Source organism: Halocatena halophila (assembly GCA_027563145.1).
GTDB classification, from domain to species: domain Archaea; phylum Halobacteriota; class Halobacteria; order Halobacteriales; family Haloarculaceae; genus Halocatena; species Halocatena halophila.
Genome location: CP071306.1, coordinates 1,900,715 through 1,919,736 on the forward strand (window position 1 = coordinate 1,900,715; position 19,022 = coordinate 1,919,736).

General features: G+C 52.0%; 19 protein-coding genes and 2 tRNA genes. 11 read left to right on the forward strand and 10 right to left on the reverse strand.

Going from position 1 to position 19,022, the window contains the following annotated elements; translation table 11 throughout:
* Nucleotides 1-27 precede the first annotated feature (27 nt).
* Both JXQ78_RS10085 and JXQ78_RS10090 read left to right on the forward strand, forming a co-directional pair.
* Nucleotides 28-288, forward strand: coding sequence for a DUF7553 family protein (locus tag JXQ78_RS10085; protein ID WP_330630634.1), 261 nt, complete (start codon nt 28-30; stop codon nt 286-288).
* A gap of 43 nt (nt 289-331) precedes the next feature.
* Nucleotides 332-514 carry a hypothetical protein gene (locus JXQ78_RS10090; protein WP_330630635.1) on the forward strand — a complete coding sequence of 61 codons (183 nt, stop codon included), beginning with the start codon at nt 332-334 and terminating at the stop codon, nt 512-514.
* A gap of 77 nt (nt 515-591) precedes the next feature.
* Here the strand turns inward: JXQ78_RS10090 and JXQ78_RS10095 are convergent.
* From JXQ78_RS10095 to JXQ78_RS10105, 3 genes are all read right to left on the reverse strand, one after another.
* A tRNA-Lys gene (locus JXQ78_RS10095) sits at nt 592-665 on the reverse strand.
* Nucleotides 666-732: 67 nt separating this feature from the next.
* The gene (locus JXQ78_RS10100) at nt 733-1,398 is read right to left on the reverse strand and encodes a DUF7119 family protein (RefSeq protein WP_330630636.1); all 666 of its coding nucleotides are present in this window, start codon (nt 1,396-1,398) and stop codon (nt 733-735) included.
* A 46-nt stretch (nt 1,399-1,444) separates the two neighbouring features.
* Nucleotides 1,445-1,591 carry a hypothetical protein gene (locus JXQ78_RS10105; protein ID WP_330630637.1) on the reverse strand — a complete coding sequence of 49 codons (147 nt, stop codon included), beginning with the start codon at nt 1,589-1,591 and terminating at the stop codon, nt 1,445-1,447.
* A gap of 310 nt (nt 1,592-1,901) precedes the next feature.
* On the opposite strand from JXQ78_RS10105, the gene JXQ78_RS10110 reads away from it, so the two are divergent.
* The 3 genes from JXQ78_RS10110 (at nt 1,902) to JXQ78_RS10120 (ending at nt 4,375) form a co-directional block, all read left to right on the forward strand.
* The gene (locus JXQ78_RS10110) at nt 1,902-2,222 is read left to right on the forward strand and encodes a hypothetical protein (protein WP_330630638.1); all 321 of its coding nucleotides are present in this window, start codon (nt 1,902-1,904) and stop codon (nt 2,220-2,222) included.
* An 85-nt stretch (nt 2,223-2,307) separates the two neighbouring features.
* A complete protein-coding gene (locus JXQ78_RS10115; protein WP_330630639.1) occupies nt 2,308-4,053 on the forward strand; it encodes a nitrite/sulfite reductase in 1,746 nt (581 codons plus the stop codon).
* A 37-nt stretch (nt 4,054-4,090) separates the two neighbouring features.
* Complete coding sequence (locus tag JXQ78_RS10120; RefSeq protein WP_330630640.1) at nt 4,091-4,375, forward strand: DUF6360 family protein; 285 nt, start codon at nt 4,091-4,093, stop codon at nt 4,373-4,375.
* Here the strand turns inward: JXQ78_RS10120 and JXQ78_RS10125 are convergent.
* Nucleotides 4,372-5,604, reverse strand: a complete 1,233-nt coding sequence (locus JXQ78_RS10125) for an MBL fold metallo-hydrolase (protein ID WP_330630641.1) — start codon at nt 5,602-5,604, stop codon at nt 4,372-4,374. The genes JXQ78_RS10120 and JXQ78_RS10125 overlap by 4 nt on opposite strands.
* A 256-nt stretch (nt 5,605-5,860) precedes the next feature.
* The gene (locus tag JXQ78_RS10130; protein ID WP_330630642.1) at nt 5,861-6,253 is read right to left on the reverse strand and encodes a cupin domain-containing protein; all 393 of its coding nucleotides are present in this window, start codon (nt 6,251-6,253) and stop codon (nt 5,861-5,863) included.
* Nucleotides 6,254-6,350: 97 nt separating this feature from the next.
* Between JXQ78_RS10130 and JXQ78_RS10135 the strand changes: the two genes are divergently transcribed.
* The 5 genes from JXQ78_RS10135 to JXQ78_RS10155 all read left to right on the forward strand — a co-directional run bounded on the left by JXQ78_RS10135 (nt 6,351) and on the right by JXQ78_RS10155 (nt 13,423).
* Nucleotides 6,351-6,812: an RDD family protein gene (locus tag JXQ78_RS10135; RefSeq protein ID WP_330630643.1), complete on the forward strand. Its 462-nt coding sequence runs from the start codon at nt 6,351-6,353 to the stop codon at nt 6,810-6,812.
* A gap of 116 nt (nt 6,813-6,928) precedes the next feature.
* Nucleotides 6,929-8,425, forward strand: coding sequence for a type I restriction-modification system subunit M (locus JXQ78_RS10140; protein ID WP_330630644.1), 1,497 nt, complete (start codon nt 6,929-6,931; stop codon nt 8,423-8,425).
* A complete protein-coding gene (locus JXQ78_RS10145; RefSeq protein WP_330630645.1) occupies nt 8,418-9,743 on the forward strand; it encodes a restriction endonuclease subunit S in 1,326 nt (441 codons plus the stop codon). Before JXQ78_RS10140 ends, JXQ78_RS10145 begins: the two co-directional genes overlap by 8 nt.
* The gene (locus tag JXQ78_RS10150) at nt 9,736-12,708 is read left to right on the forward strand and encodes a type I restriction endonuclease subunit R (protein WP_330630646.1); all 2,973 of its coding nucleotides are present in this window, start codon (nt 9,736-9,738) and stop codon (nt 12,706-12,708) included. The genes JXQ78_RS10145 and JXQ78_RS10150 overlap by 8 nt, the downstream gene beginning before the upstream one ends.
* Nucleotides 12,701-13,423: a M48 family metallopeptidase gene (locus JXQ78_RS10155; protein WP_407934019.1), complete on the forward strand. Its 723-nt coding sequence runs from the start codon at nt 12,701-12,703 to the stop codon at nt 13,421-13,423. The genes JXQ78_RS10150 and JXQ78_RS10155 overlap by 8 nt, the downstream gene beginning before the upstream one ends.
* A 156-nt stretch (nt 13,424-13,579) precedes the next feature.
* On the opposite strand, the gene JXQ78_RS10160 is transcribed toward JXQ78_RS10155, so the two are convergent.
* Nucleotides 13,580-13,653: transfer RNA gene (locus JXQ78_RS10160), tRNA-Phe, on the reverse strand.
* Nucleotides 13,654-13,716: 63 nt separating this feature from the next.
* On the opposite strand from JXQ78_RS10160, the gene JXQ78_RS10165 reads away from it, so the two are divergent.
* On the forward strand, nt 13,717-14,802 hold the full coding sequence (locus JXQ78_RS10165) for a tyrosine-type recombinase/integrase (protein ID WP_330630648.1): 1,086 nt from the start codon (nt 13,717-13,719) through the stop codon (nt 14,800-14,802).
* Nucleotides 14,803-14,978: 176 nt separating this feature from the next.
* On the opposite strand, the gene JXQ78_RS10170 is transcribed toward JXQ78_RS10165, so the two are convergent.
* The 4 genes from JXQ78_RS10170 to JXQ78_RS10185 form a co-directional block, all read right to left on the reverse strand.
* The gene (locus JXQ78_RS10170) at nt 14,979-15,317 is read right to left on the reverse strand and encodes a hypothetical protein (protein ID WP_330630649.1); all 339 of its coding nucleotides are present in this window, start codon (nt 15,315-15,317) and stop codon (nt 14,979-14,981) included.
* A 309-nt stretch (nt 15,318-15,626) separates the two neighbouring features.
* Entirely contained in the window at nt 15,627-17,078 is a 1,452-nt protein-coding gene (locus JXQ78_RS10175; RefSeq protein ID WP_330630650.1) for a hypothetical protein, read from the reverse strand.
* A gap of 62 nt (nt 17,079-17,140) precedes the next feature.
* Nucleotides 17,141-17,821, reverse strand: coding sequence for a hypothetical protein (locus JXQ78_RS10180; RefSeq protein ID WP_330630651.1), 681 nt, complete (start codon nt 17,819-17,821; stop codon nt 17,141-17,143).
* A 44-nt stretch (nt 17,822-17,865) separates the two neighbouring features.
* Complete coding sequence (locus JXQ78_RS10185) at nt 17,866-19,020, reverse strand: hypothetical protein (RefSeq protein WP_330630652.1); 1,155 nt, start codon at nt 19,018-19,020, stop codon at nt 17,866-17,868.
* Nucleotides 19,021-19,022: the final 2 nt, after the last annotated feature.

The window sequence follows — 19,022 nt, forward strand, 5'->3', positions numbered from 1 at the left end:
TAGGTGTTGGCCACCAAGATCAATCCGATGACGCGAGAGAAACTCACGGAAGCAAGCGAAACGCTTGCGACGGCTGCACAATCGGCCCCTGAACCGGTCAGCGAACGGCTCGAAACACAGGCCGAACAGCTTGCCCAGCTTGCAGCACGCGATCAGGCCCCCGATCACGGACGGTTGGCCCGTCACATGACGATCCTCCAGGAACTTCACGAGGAGACTGACGATCCAGCCATTGAAAAAGCGTACGAGCAGGTTCGCGAGTACCGTGAAGGCGTCTCCGGAGTGTAGGGCGAACAGCAACCGTTTTACGTGCGTGCCCCAAGATTCGGACATGCAACGACGAGCAACAGCGACGTATTTACTGTTCTTTCTCGTGATCGCCGGCGGTGCGTACGCGATTCGAGCAGCGAACGTTGCGCCACATCGTAATGGCGGTCTCGGAGCCGTGGCGGTGATGAGCGCACTCACGGCGATTCTTCTCGTATCGCTCTCGTATATGCCCGTTCGTGGGTAATCGTCGTCAACTTTCTAAGCAAACAGCTCACTGTCGCAAACCACAGTACAGGAATGAATCTCACGATTCATCAAAAACGGGCTGGGAGGGACTTGAACCCCCGACCGTCTGGTTAAAAGCCAGACGCTCTGCCGGACTGAGCTACCAGCCCTCATCAGGTATTCAACCGCTCACGGTTAAACCGTTACGGAATGGGTGTGTCTCGGCAACCGACTCTGTCACCAGCCCTCAGATCCCACCGCTTTGAGTGCCGTTTCGATCACCTGCTCTGGAGACGAATCGTTCTGTGCTGCCAGCCGTCGCAAGGTGAGATACGTATCTGCCGGGAGTGACAGCGTGAGCCGTCCGAGATCGATCTCTCGTTCTTCGAGTGCCGTCTCGATATCCATGCCATCGTTGATGTCGGTGGCGATCGACCGAACGTCACGAACGGTGAGGTCGTGATCGATCACCGCCCAGGCAAGCTGATAACGAGTTTCACCGGGAATTCGAGCGATGTGCTTCGCTGTCGTCGGGGCGATCTTCCCAGTGGCCACGTATTTGCGGACCGGCCGTGGGAGATCGTGTACTCGGGCCCATTTCCTGATGAACGAGACCGTGATATCCTCACCAGCACGTTCGGCTGCGCGCTTATACGATCCTTCGCCGCGAACGAGCGCTGCACACGCGGCCGCCCCACGGAGCATGTAGATGTTGTCGGGGGCTCCGGCCGTGTTGTTCGCAAAGGCCACGACAGTGTCGGCCGCTTCAGCGACGCTTTCGGGGTCACCTGGATCGAACTGCACCGCCTCAGGAGCACGATCCCCAGAGAACTGGGGGTCGCCACGGATGACCGGCTGACCGACCGGCGACTCGCGATCGGTCGGCGGTGGGGTGTCACTCATTATTCATATACATCGAAGCCAAACGAGAAAAACTTCCCGGCGTCGGTCACTCCTCGCGCTGTTCGGAGAGGTGCTCCCAGATTTCAGTACAGCCACAGCCGTCTTCAACGTCGTCGAGATGCGACGTGTCAACTCGGTCGTTCTCATCCTCGAGCGTGCAGGCAGCGCCATCTGTGGCTTCGACATTACTCATGGCGTGTCCCTCGAGACTCTGTGGTGGTCGTCCACACGTGTCGGACGAACCGTCGTTCGTTGGTCGGTCGGTTCGCGTCTGTCATCATTCAGTCGTACGCTACTGTCATGTATAAAGTCGTGTTCCGCCGTAAGCGTGGCCCATAGTTGCGCATGTCGCTGTTTATTGCCGGTTTCTGTGTTGCATGCGGTGGGGCCAGTGTCGAATGTCGTCGGAGTGGTTTCTCCATTGTGAGCGATCGTTTCTTTGGTGTGGTGCCGTCTCGTGGTAGACCGTCGGGATTACGGCAGTCGGTTCCGTAGGGTGGACTGTGACGACGCCGGTACACCAACTTGATGACGGTGCCTGGATCAGCGTCAACGACCAGCGAGAGATGAACATCAGCGATCTCTGGCAGCTGTATGACCACGATTTCTGTGCCTGTCACGTCGCTGATGTGCTTGCAGAGGGATTCGTCGAGGTGAGTGTCGAGGGTGCCACGGTGACTGCGCGATTTGCTGGTCAGTGTATCAACTGCGGTGAGAGTGCTATCACTGGCTGGCTCACGATGGGCACCGTCGATCCTGATACAGAAACGTTCCGTCGGGTCGATCCCAACAGCATACACCGACCAGCCGGTGGTTCTAGGTAGGGGAAAATATTACCTGGTCTATGGTGTGTGGGGGAGGTTTGTCGGAATACGTGGGGATTTACGCACGGAGTTATTGACAGAAGATATGCCGAGTAAAGTCGAGGGATGGAAAGACGAGGTGTACGGCTCTGAGATTAGAGAGCACCTCTATCGGTTTGCAGAAGAGGGATGGGATTCCATTCCGGAGGACGAACACGATGCGTGGTTTGAGCGATTCAAATGGTGGGGATTGTACCACCAGCGCAAGGGCCAGGAAGGAAACTTCATGATGCGTGTCGGCGTCCCTGGCGGTCGTCTCACGCCACCGCAGCTTCGTGTCGTCGGCGAGATTGCGGCGGAGTACGCTACTGGACCGGTGGAAAATCCAGAATTCGGCGACGGTCTCGTGGATTTCACGACGCGTCAGTCGATTCAGCTCCACTGGATCCAGCTAGAAGACATTCCAGCCATCTTCGAGAAGCTAGAGGATCACGGGCTCTCAACGATTCAGGCGTGTGGTGACTCCTGGCGAAATATCGTTGGCAGTCCCGTGGCCGGTCGCGACGCCGACGAGCACATGGATGTCTGGCCGGTCATTGAGGGACTCAATGACGAGTTCAAGAACAACCCACAGCATTCGAACTTGCCCAGAAAGTGGAAAGTATCGGTGACGGGTGACACGCGTGGTGCCGGACAGGGAGACATTAACGATCTCGCGTTCGAGCCGGCAGTCAAAACGATCGATGGTGAGGAGGTGGATGGGTTCAACGTCCGCGTTGGTGGTGGCCTCGCTCGCAAGGAGCCACGATTCGCCCGCGACATCGACGTGTTTTGCACGCGGGAGACGATCTACGAGGTCGCTGGCGGGATTTCCGCGCTCTTTCGGGAGTATGGCGACCGCGACAACCGATTCAACGCTCGCATCAAGTTCCTGGTCGATGAGTGGGGTCCAGAGAAACTCCGGGAAACGCTCCAGGAGGAGTTCGTCGACTTCGAGCTCCCGACGGCTGGCGAGGATCTGCGCGAGCAGTACGATTACAACGCCGGTCGAAACGACGCCCCTGGCGACTACGTTGGCGTGCACGAACAGCATGACGGGCAGTATTTCGTCGGCCTGAGTCTGCTCGTTGGACGGATGGGCGCAGAGGATGTGATCGAGCTGGCAGATCTCGCCGAGTCGTACGGCTCGGAGCTGATTGGTGTCACCCAGCGCCAGAACGTCATCATTGCGGACATTGCCGAGTCGGATCTCGATACGTTCCTCGAAGAGCCCCTTCTTGAGGAGTTCAGTCCGGATCCTCATCCGTTCATGCGCGGATCGATTGCCTGTACGGGAACGGAGTTCTGTTCACTCTCGATCGTCGAGACGAAAAATCGTATGGTTCGGTATGGTCGCTGGCTTCGCGACAACGTGTCGTTGCCAGATGGCATCGACGAGTTCCACATCCATCTGTCGGGCTGTACGGCGTCTTGCGCCCAGCCACAGATCGCCGACGTGAGCCTTCGTGGGATGAAAACCCGCAAGGACGGCGAGCCTGTCGAAGCCTTCGATATCGGGCTTGGCGGTGGACTGGGTGCTGATCCACAGTTCGCTGAGTGGGTTGAAATGCGCGTTGCGGCCGATGAGGTGCCGGGCTACATCGAGAACTTACTCGAAACGTACGCCGAAGAAACCGACGGTGAGAGCTTCCGGGAGTTCATCGCCTCGAAAGCAACGGACGCCCTCGAATCGCTGGCCGAGCCCAAAGAGACCAGCTACGAGGATCCATACATGCACAACACGAAGATGACGTGGTATCCGTACGCGGAAAACGACGCACTGGAGAACGCGCCCGCCCCCGCCGACGACTGACCACGGCACTTTACCCTCGGCGATCCTTTCTGTTCGTATGCCCGATCGAATCATGACGGTCAACGCGTTTACGACGCTGGATCTTCTCGATGGCGTGGCTGAAGGTCACGGCTTCGAGGAAGAGGCCATGGCAATCGTCAACGTCAGCACGCCACGTTCCGATCCGGATCACGTCGAGTTACAGCTCGAACTCGACAACACGGATCTCGATCGACTCGAAGCCCACGCCGATTCGGTGACGCTTTCTGCAGCGCAAGCCCGAACGCTGGCCAACGAACTCCTCGAGTGTGCTGAAACCGTCGAATCCGCACAGCAGTCCTAGACGACGATCGTTTCGTTCAGCTCGGGTGCGCTGGCGTTGAATCCATCAGTGCTGAGCGCGCTCGCAAACGCAGCGGGATCGTCGCCGTGATTTAAGAGCACTGTCGCGTCCTGGTAGTGGTGCAAAAACCGTTCCAGTCCGGGCCGGTCTACGTGCGCCGAGAAATCGAATCGGTTGACACGCGCGCTCACTGGCAGCACCCGTTCGTTGAGCGCAACCCGACCGGTGTCGATGAGCTGTCTTCCGGGTGTCCCGTCCACCTGGTAGCCAGTGAACGCGATCGCGTTCGTTGGATCGTCGTGGACGGCCGGCAGGTAGGTCATCGCCGGCCCGCCGGTGAGCATACCGGCGGTGGTGAGTATTGTTTCATTTCCGTCTGCAATCTGGCGTCTCGTCCCGTCAGTTCCATTTACGACCCTGGCGTTCGACGTGGCACGATCGAACGCTGCTGGGTCGCGGAGAAAATTGGGATAGTCGCCGAGCAGTTTGGCCACGTGCACGCCCATCCCATCGACGTAGCAGTTGATATCGTTCGCCGCACAGACGAGCTCTAGCTCCTGTGTTCTCCCGATTGCGAAGACGGGCACGACGACGGTGCCGCCATCGTACGTTCGAGCGCGGACGAACTCGACGAACTCGCGTTCGACCTGCTTCCGTGGGCGGTGTTCCACGTCGGCGTAGGTGGTTTCACAGAGCACCACGTCGGCATCCGGTCTGGCGGTTGAGGGACTGACGAGACGCTGCTCGTCGGTGTGAAAGTCGCTGGTGTAGAACAGTCGTGTTTCGCCGTCGTCGACCAGCACGTGGGCGCTTCCCGGGATGTGGCCGGCGTTGAACAGCGTGATCTCGTGGTCAGCGACGGTGAACGGTTCGCCATAATCGTGGACGTGTGACTGCGGGCGCATTCGGCCCACGTCCGTGCTCGTGAACGGACAACTCGGCGTGTGGCCGTGGAGTTTCAGCGTATCGCGGGCAAGCACATGTGCCAGCTCTCGTGTTGGTGGCGTCCAGTGGATATCGGGGCGATCCTTGCCGGACATGAGTGTCGGGAGGGCACCAACGTGGTCCAGGTGGCCGTGTGAGACGATGACCGCATCGGGCGAGATGTCGCCCACCGGATAGCGTGGTGGCGTCTCCGCGGCCATGCCGAAATCCAAGCAAATCGTCTCGTTGACGAGGATGGCACTGCGGCCCACTTCATCTGCGCCACCCAGAAAGCGGAGTTCCATCGTGCGTTCTCTCAGGGGGCCAGCCGTTTGCGTTCGTCGGAATCGACCCTCTGTGGCGACGGTGTCGGTGGACGGATTGTCGTGTCCTGACCGGCGGATCTCGTTTCGTTCAGGGGTACGTCACCTCGTAGGCACCGTCGCTTATCGTCACGTTCCCGTCGTGACTCACGCTGTTTGTTATCGATACTGAAACCCTCCGTCTGAATATATGGTGGTTACATTACTGCTTGATAGTTTCAGTGGTTCCTTCAGAGGATTACTCTTCGACGAGAACTGCTTCTCCCATGTTGTCGTCAGAGCCGACCGGTGGCGCGCCGATCATCAGCCAATGCTGTTCTGTGTTTGATCGGTTGTCGAACCTGCGGGGAGTTTCAGCTGGAACACGGACGACGCCGTTCTCTGGAATCTCGACTTCCTCCCCGTCAACGACGAGCTGTCCTGGACCGTCGAGTGCGACGTACAGCTCCTCTTGCGTTTCGTGCTTGTGGTACGGGCCCTTCTCCCCCGGAGCGATCGTACAGCTGTTGATGCGCACCTCCTCGCAGTTGAGCACGTCTGTGAGAAACGCAAACCGAGTGGCCGAATTCGGATTCGGATCTTCTTCGTGCGTGATCGTCACAACGTCTGCGGTGTCGTAGCCCTCTGCCATGACTCGGGTGCTAGTTCACCGAGCAGTGAGATAATACTGGGTGCGCGTGTTCTAATACCACAGGTACTATACACACTACAGGAAAACTGAGAATTGTATGAGTGCCGAAGATTCTTCCTCGCCGACGAAGTGTGGTGTTGGTATTCGTGGTGTATCGATGGCTATTGATACATTTGTCTGGTTTGCGTTTTTGATGATTGCCATCTCAATCGTTGGTGCAATCACTGGAGAAACGCAGTCGACACCCACTGGATCGGAAACGTACCTGACCGGAACGCCCGCGACTGTTGCACTACTTCTCTGGCTTTTACTTTCGATTGGCTACCATATGGTTCTGGAGTGGCAGTTTGGAAAAACCCTCGGGAAATTCCTAGTAAAAATTGAGGTAACGGCGGCTGATGGATCTCCTCTCACGTTGCGGGACTCTGCTGTGCGCAACGTGTTGCGACTCGTTGATTATCTTCCACTGGTGTATATTATCGGGATTGTTTTTGTTGTTCTATCTGATCGACAACAACGGTTGGGCGACAGGGTCGCCAAGACGGTTGTTGTACGGTAGGATGTTATCAAAGAGACACCCTTGAAATGGCACGATAGGTAGCGCGTTGCCCCCCTGCTCGATCACTTCGGCACGGTTTCGGAGAATATATCATGATCGCTTGAAACAGTTGGAGTATGACTCTCTCCCTCGATGAACTCGAATCTCATTTGTTCAAGTGTGCGGACATAATTCGGGATGCAGTCGATCCAACGGATTACAAGGAGTACATTCTTCCGCTGGTCTACTACAAGTCCATCTCTGATGAGTTCGAAAAGCAGTATTCGCAGAACGTCGAGGAGTACGGCGAGGAGTTCGCCCGTCGGGAGAATTTGTACGATATTCCTGTCGTTTCAGACGGGTATCTGTGGGATGATCTTCGATCAGTTAGCGACAATGTCGATCAGGCGTTAAACGAGGCGTTTGGTGCGCTGACCGAGGCAAATCCGGATCTTGCCGGTGTGTTCCGAGCGGATTATATCGACGCCGACGCGCTGGACGATGACCGTCTCGGACGGCTCGTCGAACATCTCTCGAAGCACGATCTCGACCGCGATAGCGTGCCTCCGGACATGCTCGGAGAAGCGTACATGGATTTGGTTCGTCACTTTGCGGAAGAAGAGGGCAAATCTGGCGGGCAGTTTTTCACGCCGCCCCACATCGTTCGGCTGTGTGTTCGGTTGGTTGATGATTTCGAGGACGGCGATACGTTCCACGACCCGACCGTGGGATCGGGCGGGATGCTCATCGAGGCGGCCGAATATTATCGCGAGGAGCAGGGTGGCGACCCCTCGAAGCTGACGTTCACCGGTCAGGAGGTCAATCCCGACATCGCCGCGATCGCGACGATGAACCTCTCGATTCACGGGTTGAACGGCACGATCGAGCGTGAGGATTCCTTATCAAATCCACAATTTACGGGCGAAGAGGAACTCACGCGATTCGATCGGGTGCTGGCGAATTTTCCGTTTTCCTCCGATTGGGCCAAAAGCGAGTTGCAAGACGATCCGTGGGAGCGGTTCAACTGGCACGAGAAGCTTCCTCGTGCGGATCGAGGCGATTACGCCTTTATCATGCACATGGCAGAGCAGTTGAAGACGCCCGAAAAGGATGGCACTGATGGAAAGGCGGCGATCGTCATTCCCCACGGCGTGCTGTTTCGAAAGCACGAGAAACGGTATCGAAAGCCAATGTTGGAGTCGGATCTGGTTGAGGCGATCGTCGGGTTACCCGAGAACCTCTTTCAGAACAACTCGATTCCGTCGGCTATCTTGGTGTTGAATACCGACAAGCCTGCAGAGCGTGAAGACGAAGTGCAGTTCATTCACGCGGCTGATGAGGCGTTTTACGATGAGCTATCGAATCAGAACGAGTTGACTGAGGCGGGTCTCAGCCACATTATCGAGAACTTTCGGGGGTGGGAAACGGAGGAGCGCGTGAGTCGGACGGTTCCGCTGGAGGAGATCGAGGAGAACGATTACAACCTGAACATTGCGCTTTATGTCGATACGACCGAGCCGGAAGAGGAGATTGACGTTGCTGAAGAGCTTGGGAAGTTGCGGGAGTTGCAGGAGGAGCGGGCGGCAATCGAGGCGAAGATGGACCAGCACATGGAGGCGTTGAACTATGAGTGAAGAGGCTACGCTGGATGAATTCGTGGACCAAGACGATTCAGATGATGAAATCGATAACTGGCCCGTGGCCAGGGTTAAAAACCACATCGAGTTGATTTCAGGAGTACACGTTAAGTCCGATAAAGTCCACAGAGATGATTCTAGTACTCCATATCTAACCGGTCCAGAAGACTTCGATGGACTTGGATTCACAGTCACAAAGTACACTGACGAACCGACGAAGTACTGTGAACCGGAAGATACACTGGTTACGGTCAAAGGGTCCGGTTGTGGAAAGGCGGCTTTTTCAGACCAGCGGGCGTGTATTAGTCGTCAACTCAAAGCACTCCGGCCAGTTTCCACAGTTAATCCTCATTATCTGTATCAATCGATGAAATCAAAAGAACGGTTCTTGGAAACGCTGTCAGAAGGATCAGCAATCCCTGGACTGTCAAATTCCCATCTAACATCGTTAGATATTCCGGTCCCAGACAAGGAAGAACAGCGCAAAATCGCCACCGTCCTCCACAACGTTGATAAAGCGATTCAGAAGACGAAGGAAATAATCAAACAAACAAGAAGGTCCCGTACTGGTATCGTGCAAGATATTTTTACCACGGGGTATTTCAACCACGAAGAAACCCAAGATGTACGACTCGGTCCAGTAAAGACATCTATACCTGAAGATTGGGAATTAGGGAGTGTTTCTGAATCATTCAGAATAATCGATGGAGATCGAGGGGAAAACTACCCAAGTCAATCTGATTTCCAAGACGATGGATATTGTCTATTTTTGAGCGCTAATAATGTGACTGATAGAGGTCTGAGATTTGGAGAGACCGAGTTCATATCCAAGAAAAAGGATAAAGAATTACGAAATGGGAGATTATCTCGGGGTGATATTGTGATGACAACCCGAGGAACCGTCGGAAACTTCGGCTACTATGATGAGGCGGTTGACTATGAACATATAAGGATTAATTCTGGGATGGTAATCTTAAGGCCAAAAGGCGAAGTTACCTGTCCTGAGTTTTATTACCATCTTTTTCGCTCTAGGATATTTCAAAAACAAATTAGCGCCGCAAGTTATGGCACTGCACAACCACAGACCTCGGTGACGGATATTAAAAAAATGAGGGTGGCTGAGTTGAGTGATGAAGAAAAGAGAAAAATATCTGAAGTAATAAGGAATATAAATTCAATAATCGAACAAAGTGAACAGTACAAAGATTACTTGGTGTCAATTAAACAAGCCCTCATGCAAGATCTTCTCTCTGGGAAAGTCCGCACAACCGACACATCCATAGCGGTGCCTGACGAAATCAGGCAACATGGTTAGCATTCCCTCCGAAAGTGGTGTCGAACGATCATTATTATCATGGTTATCTGATTGCGGCTGGGAAACGCACGGACAGGACGGCAGCCGTGGCGCGACGGTTCTCGATGACGTCTACAACCGCCAGAGCCACGAAGTGATCTACTGGGAGCTGCTCGAAGAACGGATTACCACGATTAACGACATTTCCGAAGCCGACGCCAAGCGGTTCATCGAATCGCTCAAACGCGATCTCGACGCCGAGAACCTGATGGACGGGAACCGCGCGTTTCACCGCTTGCTCACGAAAGGCAAATCATTCACAGTCACGAACGAGGACGGAACGAGCGAAACACGGTATATTCACCTGATCGACCACGACGAACACGAGAACAACCGCTTTCACGCCGTCAATCAGTTCTCAATCTCCAGAGAAACGACCATCCGCCCGGACGTGAGCCTGTTCGTCAACGGGATCCCGCTGGTGACGATGGAACTGAAAGGCCTCACACAGGACAACGACTGGCACGATGCGGTCAGCGACCTCCACGATTACGAGGAATCGGTTCCACGGCTGTTCGTCCCCGGCCTGTTCAATGTCGCCGCTGACACGATGGAACTGCGCTATGGCGCGGTCGGCGCACCGAAAGCGTTCTACGAACCGTGGAACGACGCACCCGAGGAACATGCAGATAACAACGAAATGAAACAGGCGGTCAACGCCTTGTGTAATCCCGATGCCGTCCTCGACCTGCTGAAGAACTTCGTCTTTTATGAACGGCGAGCCGGTGGTGACGCGAAGATCATCCCGCGCTACATGCAGTACTACGCGGTCAACGCAATCCTCGACCGCGTCCGTGAGGGCGAGCACAAGCGCGGTCTCGTCTGGCACACCCAGGGATCGGGAAAATCCTTCACGATGCTGTACGCCGCCAAGAACCTGCTATCACGAGACGCCATCAACAGCCCGCAGGTGTTCATCGTCGTGGACACGGATAAGCTCGACAGCCAGATGCGCGATCAACTGGGGAATCTCTCACTAGAGCAGTGGACCAGGGCACAGCGCATCGACCACCTCGAACGGCTCATCGAAGACGGCCAGAGCGAACTCGTCCTCACGACCATCCAGAAATTCCAGGCTGTCGAGCCTGACACACAGGGCAACGACGAGGTGGTCGTCATGAGCGACGAAGCCCATCGATTCATGGAGGCCGACCTCGGAAGTCGCCTCGATGCTGCACTCCCTGACAGCTACCACTTCGGATTCACCGGAACACCAGTTCGGGAAGGCCAACGCCACAAGGATCGCAACACGTTCCGCGAATTCTCACCCGAAGGAGAAGATTACCTCCACCGATATTCGATCAAACAGGGCATTGATGATGAATTAATTCTCCCTGTGTACTTTACGCTCCGCCACGATATGGAGTGGAACATCGACGAATCGGGCCTCGATGAGAGATTCGAACACGAGTTTCAGGGCCTCTCCACCGAGGAAAAACAAGCAGTTATACGTAAAGAGGTAACTGCCACCGATCTCGCTGAAATTGAGCCTCGAGTTGACCACGCTGTCGAGGAGATCGATGGCCACTACGAGGAACACGTCGCGCCGAACGGCTGGAAGGGGATGGTTGTCACGCCGAGCCGTCGATCGGCGGCAATGTACGGTAAGCGACTCATCGAACGTCGTGGCGAGAATGAGGTAAAAGTTCTCTACTCCTCAACTAACGATGATCCCGACCTGATCCAGCAGTTTCAGACCGACCCCGAGGAACGTGACGACATCATAACAGCGTTCAAACGAACCGACGAGGAAGCGGATGAAAAAACGCCGAAGCTCCTGGTGGTCCACAACATGTTGTTGACGGGTTTCGATGCGCCGATTTTGAAGACGATGTATCTGGACCGGAACATCAAAAACCACACCCTCATGCAAGCGATCGCGCGAACGAACCGACCCGCAGAGGGCAAGGAAAATGGCGAGATCGTGGATTTCCAGGGTGTCTTCAAGAACGTAGATGAGGCTCTGGACTACGACGCTGAAACGAGAGCCTACGCTGCCCGCGATAAGGACAAACTGTATGACGAGCTCATTGAGCAATTGGAGGCGGTCATGGCGGTCTTCGAGAATATACCAAAAGATGACTCCCAGGAAGCCGTTTCCACAGCCGTCGAGCGCGTCAGCACTCACCCAGAACGACGCACATTCAAACAAGGATTTCGACGGCTTCAGAATCTCTACGAAGCCGTCGCTCCAGACAAACAACTCGTAAACGAAGGTATTGAGCGAAACTACAAGTGGCTTAGCCGGATACACGTTGCATTCAAACGGACGACAGCGGGCGACGACGATCCCGAAGCGAACATGCGAGAGAAAACGCGGGAGATTATCAGTGAAAATATCGAAATCGAGAAAATAAAGCGCGATTTTCCGACCTACAAGCTCGGGGAGGAGTACCTCGCGGACGTAGAAGGGTTGGATACTCCCGGCGTAAAGGCCTCACAGATTGCCCATGCGACCCGAGAACATTTGCACCCACGTGAGAACCAAAATCCCCGCTATAAGCGTTTGAGCGAGCGTGTTACTGATATCGTCGAACGCTGGCAAGGCGACGCCATCGGAGATCCTGAGGCGGTTGCGGCGCTGAAGTCAGTCGAAAAAGCGGTCCTTGATGTGGAAGACGAGGCCGAAGAGCAGGGGATGGACGACGCGGAGTTTGCCATCTACACGCACTTGACTGAAGAGACGCCCAAAGGGATTGACTCGGAAGCCCAGGCCGAAGCCGTTGCTGAAACGATCGTCTCACAGTTCCACGAACGCGTCGACCGAAAGTATCACGGATGGAAGACAAACCAACAGACCATCACAGAAATCGAGCGTATTCTATTGGACGTACTGGTCAAAGACTACGACCTGGGACATTTGATACGGGAAGACGATGGAATCATAGACACGATGCGAAACTACTGCATCGAGAATTATGAATAGGTTCCAATGCCGAGAAATCGACTTGTTGGGAATCCCCGTCGAGTACGAGGTACGTCATAGTGCTGACGCCACGGATCCTCGGATCGATATCGATATTCACGGCGTGACGGTTGTTATCCCCGAGGCCGAGGACGTTCAGCCAACGAAGTTGCTCGAAGAGAATGCAGCGTGGGTCATCGAGAAGCAACGCAACTACGACAGCTATCGAGAACAAGCACCTGATCGGAATTTCGAGGCTGGTAACTACTTTCCGTATCTGGGTACAGACCGGGAGCTCGTAATCGAATCTTGTAGGAGACACGAGATAACTGAGAATTCGATTCGACTCCGACAGTGTGCTGTCGAGCAGTCATCGGTGAAACAAGTGCTAGAAAACTTCTATCGAAGCCATGCACGGAACCACCTTACTGATCGCGTTGATCAGTACGCTAATCGGATGGATGTAGGCTACAAGACCCTAGAACTCCGTAATCAGCGTACGCGATGGGGAAGCTGTTCGACGAATGGAACGATCAGTCTGAACTGGCGGCTTATCATGGCACCACCGGAAATCGTCGACTATCTTGTTGTTCACGAACTCGCACACCTTACCGAACAGCACCATAAACGAGAGTTCTGGCAACTTGTTGGAGAATACGTCACCGACTACAAAGCGAAGGCTGAATGGCTCGAAAAGAACAGTGCAAGACTGATATTTGATGAAGATGACCTGTAAGGAGATTTGAGAATTGATTATCTCTATTTCGCCAAAATCACTTCCCGGATTTGAACCTCGCCAAGACGTGCTCGCTTCGCTGCGCGCGTCTTGTCTGGTTCAAATCACGCTCGCCGGCATTTTCTCCATCGCTCACTCCGTTCGCGATTCCAAAAATGCCGCCTCCCGGATTTGAACCGGGGACAGCTCGATCTTCAGTCGAGTGCTCTCCCAGTCTGAGCTAAGGCGGCTTACTCAGATCAATGGAGGGTAATTGAAAAAGGGTTTCGAATCGCCACGACCGAAACCGCAACATGGGTCCGGGCGGAGTCGAACCACCGAATCAGCCGCTCTCTGGGCCGTTCGCGACTGATGCCGTGTATAGAGCTGCATATATGCCTGCCACCAAACCCCTACACCAACTGATCGAATTGTTCAACAAATCGCGGCGTAACGAAGTCGCCGCCTCAACGTACTACAACAACAGCGGTCACTTAAACACGTTTTTACAATGGTGTGAGAACAACAACGTCGAAACCAGCGCCGATCTCGATGGCATCACCTTGTTAGAATATAAAATACAACGAGAAGAGGAAGTGAGCCGTGTCACCGTCAGTAGCGAACTTTCAACACTTCGTGTTTTCTTCCGATTCTGCGCCAAGCTCGATGCCGTTTCAAATGGATTTGCTGAAAATGTCCCAGAGATGAATATCTCTAAAAATGAGATGGCAAAAGATGATGACATCGACGTTAACAGGCTTGAAGATATCTTGGAGTACTGTGAGAAATTCGAATACGCAACCCACAGGCACGTTATTATACTCCTGTTCTGGCATACTGGAATGCGTCTCGGTTCACTGTCGTCCCTTGACGTAGGGGATTATAACAACGAGAACGGGCGGGCGTACCTTTACGTCAGACATCGCCCAGAAACGGGCACGCGACTTAAGAATGGGGAGGATGGTGAACGAGACATTACCATCAGTTCGTCAGTCTCAGAGGTAGTAGACGACTATCTGAGCGTCCATCGCCACGATGTGACCGACGAGAACGGGCGCGAACCATTCATTACCAGTAAAAATGGGCGGCTGCATAAAACAGCCATCACAAAAAAGGTATACTCCCTTACTCGCCCCTGCCACATTGGGAAAGACTGCCCCCATGATCGTGATCCGGAGGATTGTGAAGCAACATCGTATAAGGAAGCCTCAAAATGTCCGTCATCAACTTCTCCCCATCCACTGCGTCGGAGTGCGATCACGTTCCATCTTAATGCAGGATGGGAAACCGCAGATGTATCCGGGCGAATGAATGTCTCCTCGAAAGTTTTGGAATTACACTATAACAACCAAACTCACGAAGATAAACGGAAACAAAGAGAGTCAAAATATTTTGATTAACGCATATATTTAAATAGTTCCGGCTGCAATTGCCGGTATGTCCGCGTGTGATAAAATTGATCAATTTATATCGGAAAATGATCTCCCATTGTGGCAAAAAGAGGAACTGCGCCAAATGAGTTCGAATCTGCGTAAAGAAGAGCGATCGGAATAACAAGAAGCGGCTGTTCTCGTTATTACCGCGAAGCTTCAAAAACCGCTAAGAAAATCGATTTTTGAGCGTTCTTTAGTTCTGCGTCAACAAAGTTGTTTGAGGTATTCTGGCGTTCGGAAGTGAGCGTCGTAAGAACATCCCACAGAGAATTGGTCGTGACGTTAGATGACGCCATAATCAATTTCTCATCGAACAACTTTGTAATTTCACTATCTGTTCTTGACCATTCATTACCGCTTGAATCGGAAAGGTAGATGTTACCCTTACTATCAATGGCAGAAACTGAAACATCTACAAATGAGTCTGTCTTTCCGAATTCAGGCCCGAATACTCGGAAGCTATCAGACTTTGTTACTGCCATTACCCTTCGATCTGCTTATCTTCCCAATCGGTATCTCGACTCTTATTAGGGACGCTTTCACTGTCTGCACTGTCTGCACTGTCTTCACTGTTAGTACTGTTAGCACTTCCAGCACTGTAGATACCGTTAGTAACTTGTCCAATTCGGCCACGACGAATAGCAAGAGCCATCGAAAAACCGAGCATGAATGCTGTACTGGGCGGCGTCTGTCCAATCTGCGAAATAATTTCGATCATTGTTATATTAAGTCTGTATTACGTCAATCCTGAAATTAGCGCCATCGCTGGCAACCGTACCAATTTCAGGCGATTAGAAATCTATACTTGCGTTATCGAGCTTTTCTGTAAGGCTGAGCATAACGGGAACGGAGAGGTTTGCGGGCTCACCATTGAGTGTCACCTTCACAAATCCCGTTGTTTCAAATCGAGTGATCTCTGCGTCTTCTCCAAGGCGGTAGGAGTCATTAGCGGGATTAACAATTCCGTGAATGGTGGTGCCCCCCTTCTCGTTATCTTCAATGATATCAGAACCAGATTCTATATCATCGGTTTTGGAGACTTCACCATCGACTTCAATTGTGTATTCAGCATCGATGTTTTGACCATGGATAGTTAGTATCTGCTCCCCGGTTTCCGGTGTCTCACCCCCAGGGTTAGACGACCGAGGAGCACCATGCCCGTCAACAATTTCCGGTCCGTAGATGTTATTATCTGCGCTAAATCGTTTCAGTTCATCACGCCCTTCTTGTAGATATGCATCGCCGTCTTCACCGGCACCAACAGGGCGCTGATTTTTCTTTGTGAAATGTGAGTTGCGAACCCAAGATTGTCTTTCGGGCAAGCCGCGAAGCTTGATTGATTCATCGGGATATTTCCCATTAGGACCGAGACTCATATCGTTCATGAATGTACAATCGTTGATTCGAATCCATTTCCCTGAAACGGGATTATCCTCCGACAGTTCGTGACGATCAATAACATGACCGGAGTAGGGTCCAGGCCCAGCAAGACATCGTCTGATGTGACACGTTTCGGTTGGGTAGCCGTATCCAGCAACAGCGTGACGGCATTCGTCAAAGAAACAAAGGTCGAGCTCGGCATGACCATCAAACTGTGTTACACCGTATCCCAACGTCTCCATGATACACTCATGGAATGAGCATCGGTAAAATCGACCCTGAGTCTGGTAGTTTTTCGCCCCAAGGACAACAGCAGCCCATGTCCAGCCCCAAAATTCGCACCCGACAAAATTCGACGTAGGCTCACGCTTATCCGTCATTACCCAAACGCCTGCGGTATGCCAATCCTCCTTCTTATCAGAGTTCCATTCTGGGCTTTGTGCTCGTTTACGGGGATCGAAATAGCCACGCATAGGCCCTCGAAGACTCACTCCGTACATGTGGAACGGCTGTCGAGTCTTCAGGAAACACTTCTCGTAGTGCGTTTTCCTGATAACCGGTCCACGACCAGCTACATCTGGATTACAGTAGTGACCGACGAGCGCTGTGTTTTCTCCAGGAGTAACTTCATTATATCCGTTGATAATAAATTCATCAACCGATGGATCGAGGCCGACAATTACGTTGTCTTCCTGTATGCGGTTGACGAGTTCGGCTGTAGTCGAAACTTCGTAGTCCCAATCGTTACGATCGGGATATTCATCTGGCGTCGAGGTTTCAGTACCGCCGTGCGTACCTTTACCCAAACTACCACCAATACGTTTATCGTATCCCTCAAGGGGATCTTGATGATTAAGTACCATAAATTAGTTATAAATAAGAATATGTGCGCTCGCGGGTATACCGGTCATCGCCTTCTTGTTAGTTACGGGAGAATGCGAACAGAACCAATTTGACAAACCACATAGGCATTTGTGAAGAAACTAACTGCTGATCCCGAAATTGGGTTGGATGAGTCACTGAGACTTAATTGTCTGAGGTGATTGTTATTGTCATAATCATACCAATTTACAATAATTGTGTAATCGCTTTGCCTCATCTCAACTGTAACACGGTATGTTATTCCCGTCTTGATACCCAATCCATCTCCCGTTGCCTGGATTTTAACATTCGAGCCATTCAGGCGCTTCTCAAGGGACATATCAGAACCAGACGTAGGATCAGATTCCCACTCGATTCTGTATAAGTCGTCAGTATTGTAGTGGTTATTATGGAAATTACATCGGAAAATTCCGGGAGTATTTCTAAAGTTGGTAGGTTTAAAGTAAAATTCCCATGTGTCTCCCCAGTGTGGGTAATTGGGTAACCCGTCACCATCTTTTGAAATAACTCGCCTGTTATCTATTTCTAAGTGACTGGAACTACCAGAGGGACCAATACTTCCTGAAATAACATTTGCGTGTCCAGATGTTGAATTTTCCCAATATTCATTCATATTTCCGTCGCCAAAGTAGTCAATTTCGAGGTGAGATGGCCACACCTTTGTTTTTGAGCCGTTTTGTAGTACGTAAGCAGCGTTTAGATTTTGTTTTGAGCTATTCTGCATTATATGTGGGGTGCGTTTACCACCCCCATTCAATCTAATAGGCATTATGCTGGTTCAAGAAGAATATCGCCGTTTTCTGCTTCAGATGGGAAAGAATTTCCGACATAAATTCTACGCTGCTGAGAGGGCGAAACAACTCCGTATCCTTGTGCTGTTTTAATGTGCTCCTTTGTCTCAAGAACGGTCCCACAAATCCACCTACTACTGGAATTATCATAGCGAAAATCATCTCCCCAAATTGTACTATTTGAATCATCCACCGGAGCTATGAAGAAGCTGGAATCAGATGCGTGCCCTATAATAGAATCTCTAATCCCACCAACATCCATTAAATTAATCCTATTTACAGATACTCCACCGACATCATTAATCGCATTTCCGTCCATGGAGACATTGGAGGTGAATTTTGCAGATTTGAATGTCCAGGTTTCAGTTCCTTTATCGAATGTAATATTGTTACCCCAAAGATTTGTGCCGTCTTTAACTGGAGTTATGTGAGCATTAAATCCTCCATTTGAATTATCGTATGCCCCCATCATGACGCCATCTTCGGGATCTCCTCTACGGGATTGAACTAAGCTGGAGTTAGACGATATAAATCTCCCTCCAGAAATATCACCACTAACATTAATATTATCTACATTAATATCAGCAACATCAATAGCACCACCTGGATTAATTCCAAAGTGCTCTCCAACTCCAGATTCACGTACTTTAAATTTCTCCGAATTGGATTCAATTACCCATTGTTTATTTGAAGCATCAGTCTCAGTGAGTTGGATGTGATCACTTGCAGCTGAGATATTTAATGGTGAATTAAATGTCCAAGACCCAGTGATGGTTTCGTTTTCACTTAAGGTGGCAAATTTAGAGGTATCAAATGCTTCATTTTTAACCCAGTTTTCAGTAGCAACTGTTCTCCACACGCCATCAACATCATTATAATATTCTAAATTGCCATTCGTAGAGTCATACCACTGTTGGCCTTTAGTTGGAGACGTTGGCGCTGTATCGCTTCTTGTCGAATCCAGCCGTTCATTTGTGACATTAATCAAATGGTCAATATCAATCTGAACATTGGAGTTAAAGAAATTGTCCCATGCATCAACTGGCTGTTCTCCTTCAATGTAGCTATATCCGCTGGGGTATTCGGATCCGGAGTCACCCCATGCTGTTAGATTACTTGAGTATGTAGTCATAA

What these genes read in the sequence shown, in the direction of transcription:
- JXQ78_RS10085 (WP_330630634.1), top strand. Translation starts at nt 28, where the DNA reads ATGACGCGAGAGAAACTCACGGAAGCAAGCGAAACGCTTGCGACGGCT.
- JXQ78_RS10090 (WP_330630635.1), top strand. Translation starts at nt 332, where the DNA reads ATGCAACGACGAGCAACAGCGACGTATTTACTGTTCTTTCTCGTGATC.
- JXQ78_RS10100 (WP_330630636.1), bottom strand. Translation starts at nt 1,398, where the DNA reads ATGAGTGACACCCCACCGCCGACCGATCGCGAGTCGCCGGTCGGTCAG.
- JXQ78_RS10105 (WP_330630637.1), bottom strand. Translation starts at nt 1,591, where the DNA reads ATGAGTAATGTCGAAGCCACAGATGGCGCTGCCTGCACGCTCGAGGAT.
- JXQ78_RS10115 (WP_330630639.1), top strand. Translation starts at nt 2,308, where the DNA reads ATGCCGAGTAAAGTCGAGGGATGGAAAGACGAGGTGTACGGCTCTGAG.
- JXQ78_RS10120 (WP_330630640.1), top strand. Translation starts at nt 4,091, where the DNA reads ATGCCCGATCGAATCATGACGGTCAACGCGTTTACGACGCTGGATCTT.
- JXQ78_RS10125 (WP_330630641.1), bottom strand. Translation starts at nt 5,604, where the DNA reads ATGGAACTCCGCTTTCTGGGTGGCGCAGATGAAGTGGGCCGCAGTGCC.
- JXQ78_RS10130 (WP_330630642.1), bottom strand. Translation starts at nt 6,253, where the DNA reads ATGGCAGAGGGCTACGACACCGCAGACGTTGTGACGATCACGCACGAA.
- JXQ78_RS10135 (WP_330630643.1), top strand. Translation starts at nt 6,351, where the DNA reads ATGAGTGCCGAAGATTCTTCCTCGCCGACGAAGTGTGGTGTTGGTATT.
- JXQ78_RS10140 (WP_330630644.1), top strand. Translation starts at nt 6,929, where the DNA reads ATGACTCTCTCCCTCGATGAACTCGAATCTCATTTGTTCAAGTGTGCG.
- JXQ78_RS10145 (WP_330630645.1), top strand. Translation starts at nt 8,418, where the DNA reads ATGAGTGAAGAGGCTACGCTGGATGAATTCGTGGACCAAGACGATTCA.
- JXQ78_RS10150 (WP_330630646.1), top strand. Translation starts at nt 9,736, where the DNA reads ATGGTTAGCATTCCCTCCGAAAGTGGTGTCGAACGATCATTATTATCA.
- JXQ78_RS10155 (WP_407934019.1), top strand. Translation starts at nt 12,701, where the DNA reads ATGAATAGGTTCCAATGCCGAGAAATCGACTTGTTGGGAATCCCCGTC.
- JXQ78_RS10165 (WP_330630648.1), top strand. Translation starts at nt 13,717, where the DNA reads ATGGGTCCGGGCGGAGTCGAACCACCGAATCAGCCGCTCTCTGGGCCG.
- JXQ78_RS10170 (WP_330630649.1), bottom strand. Translation starts at nt 15,317, where the DNA reads ATGGCAGTAACAAAGTCTGATAGCTTCCGAGTATTCGGGCCTGAATTC.
- JXQ78_RS10175 (WP_330630650.1), bottom strand. Translation starts at nt 17,078, where the DNA reads ATGGTACTTAATCATCAAGATCCCCTTGAGGGATACGATAAACGTATT.
- JXQ78_RS10180 (WP_330630651.1), bottom strand. Translation starts at nt 17,821, where the DNA reads ATGCAGAATAGCTCAAAACAAAATCTAAACGCTGCTTACGTACTACAA.
- JXQ78_RS10185 (WP_330630652.1), bottom strand. Translation starts at nt 19,020, where the DNA reads ATGACTACATACTCAAGTAATCTAACAGCATGGGGTGACTCCGGATCC.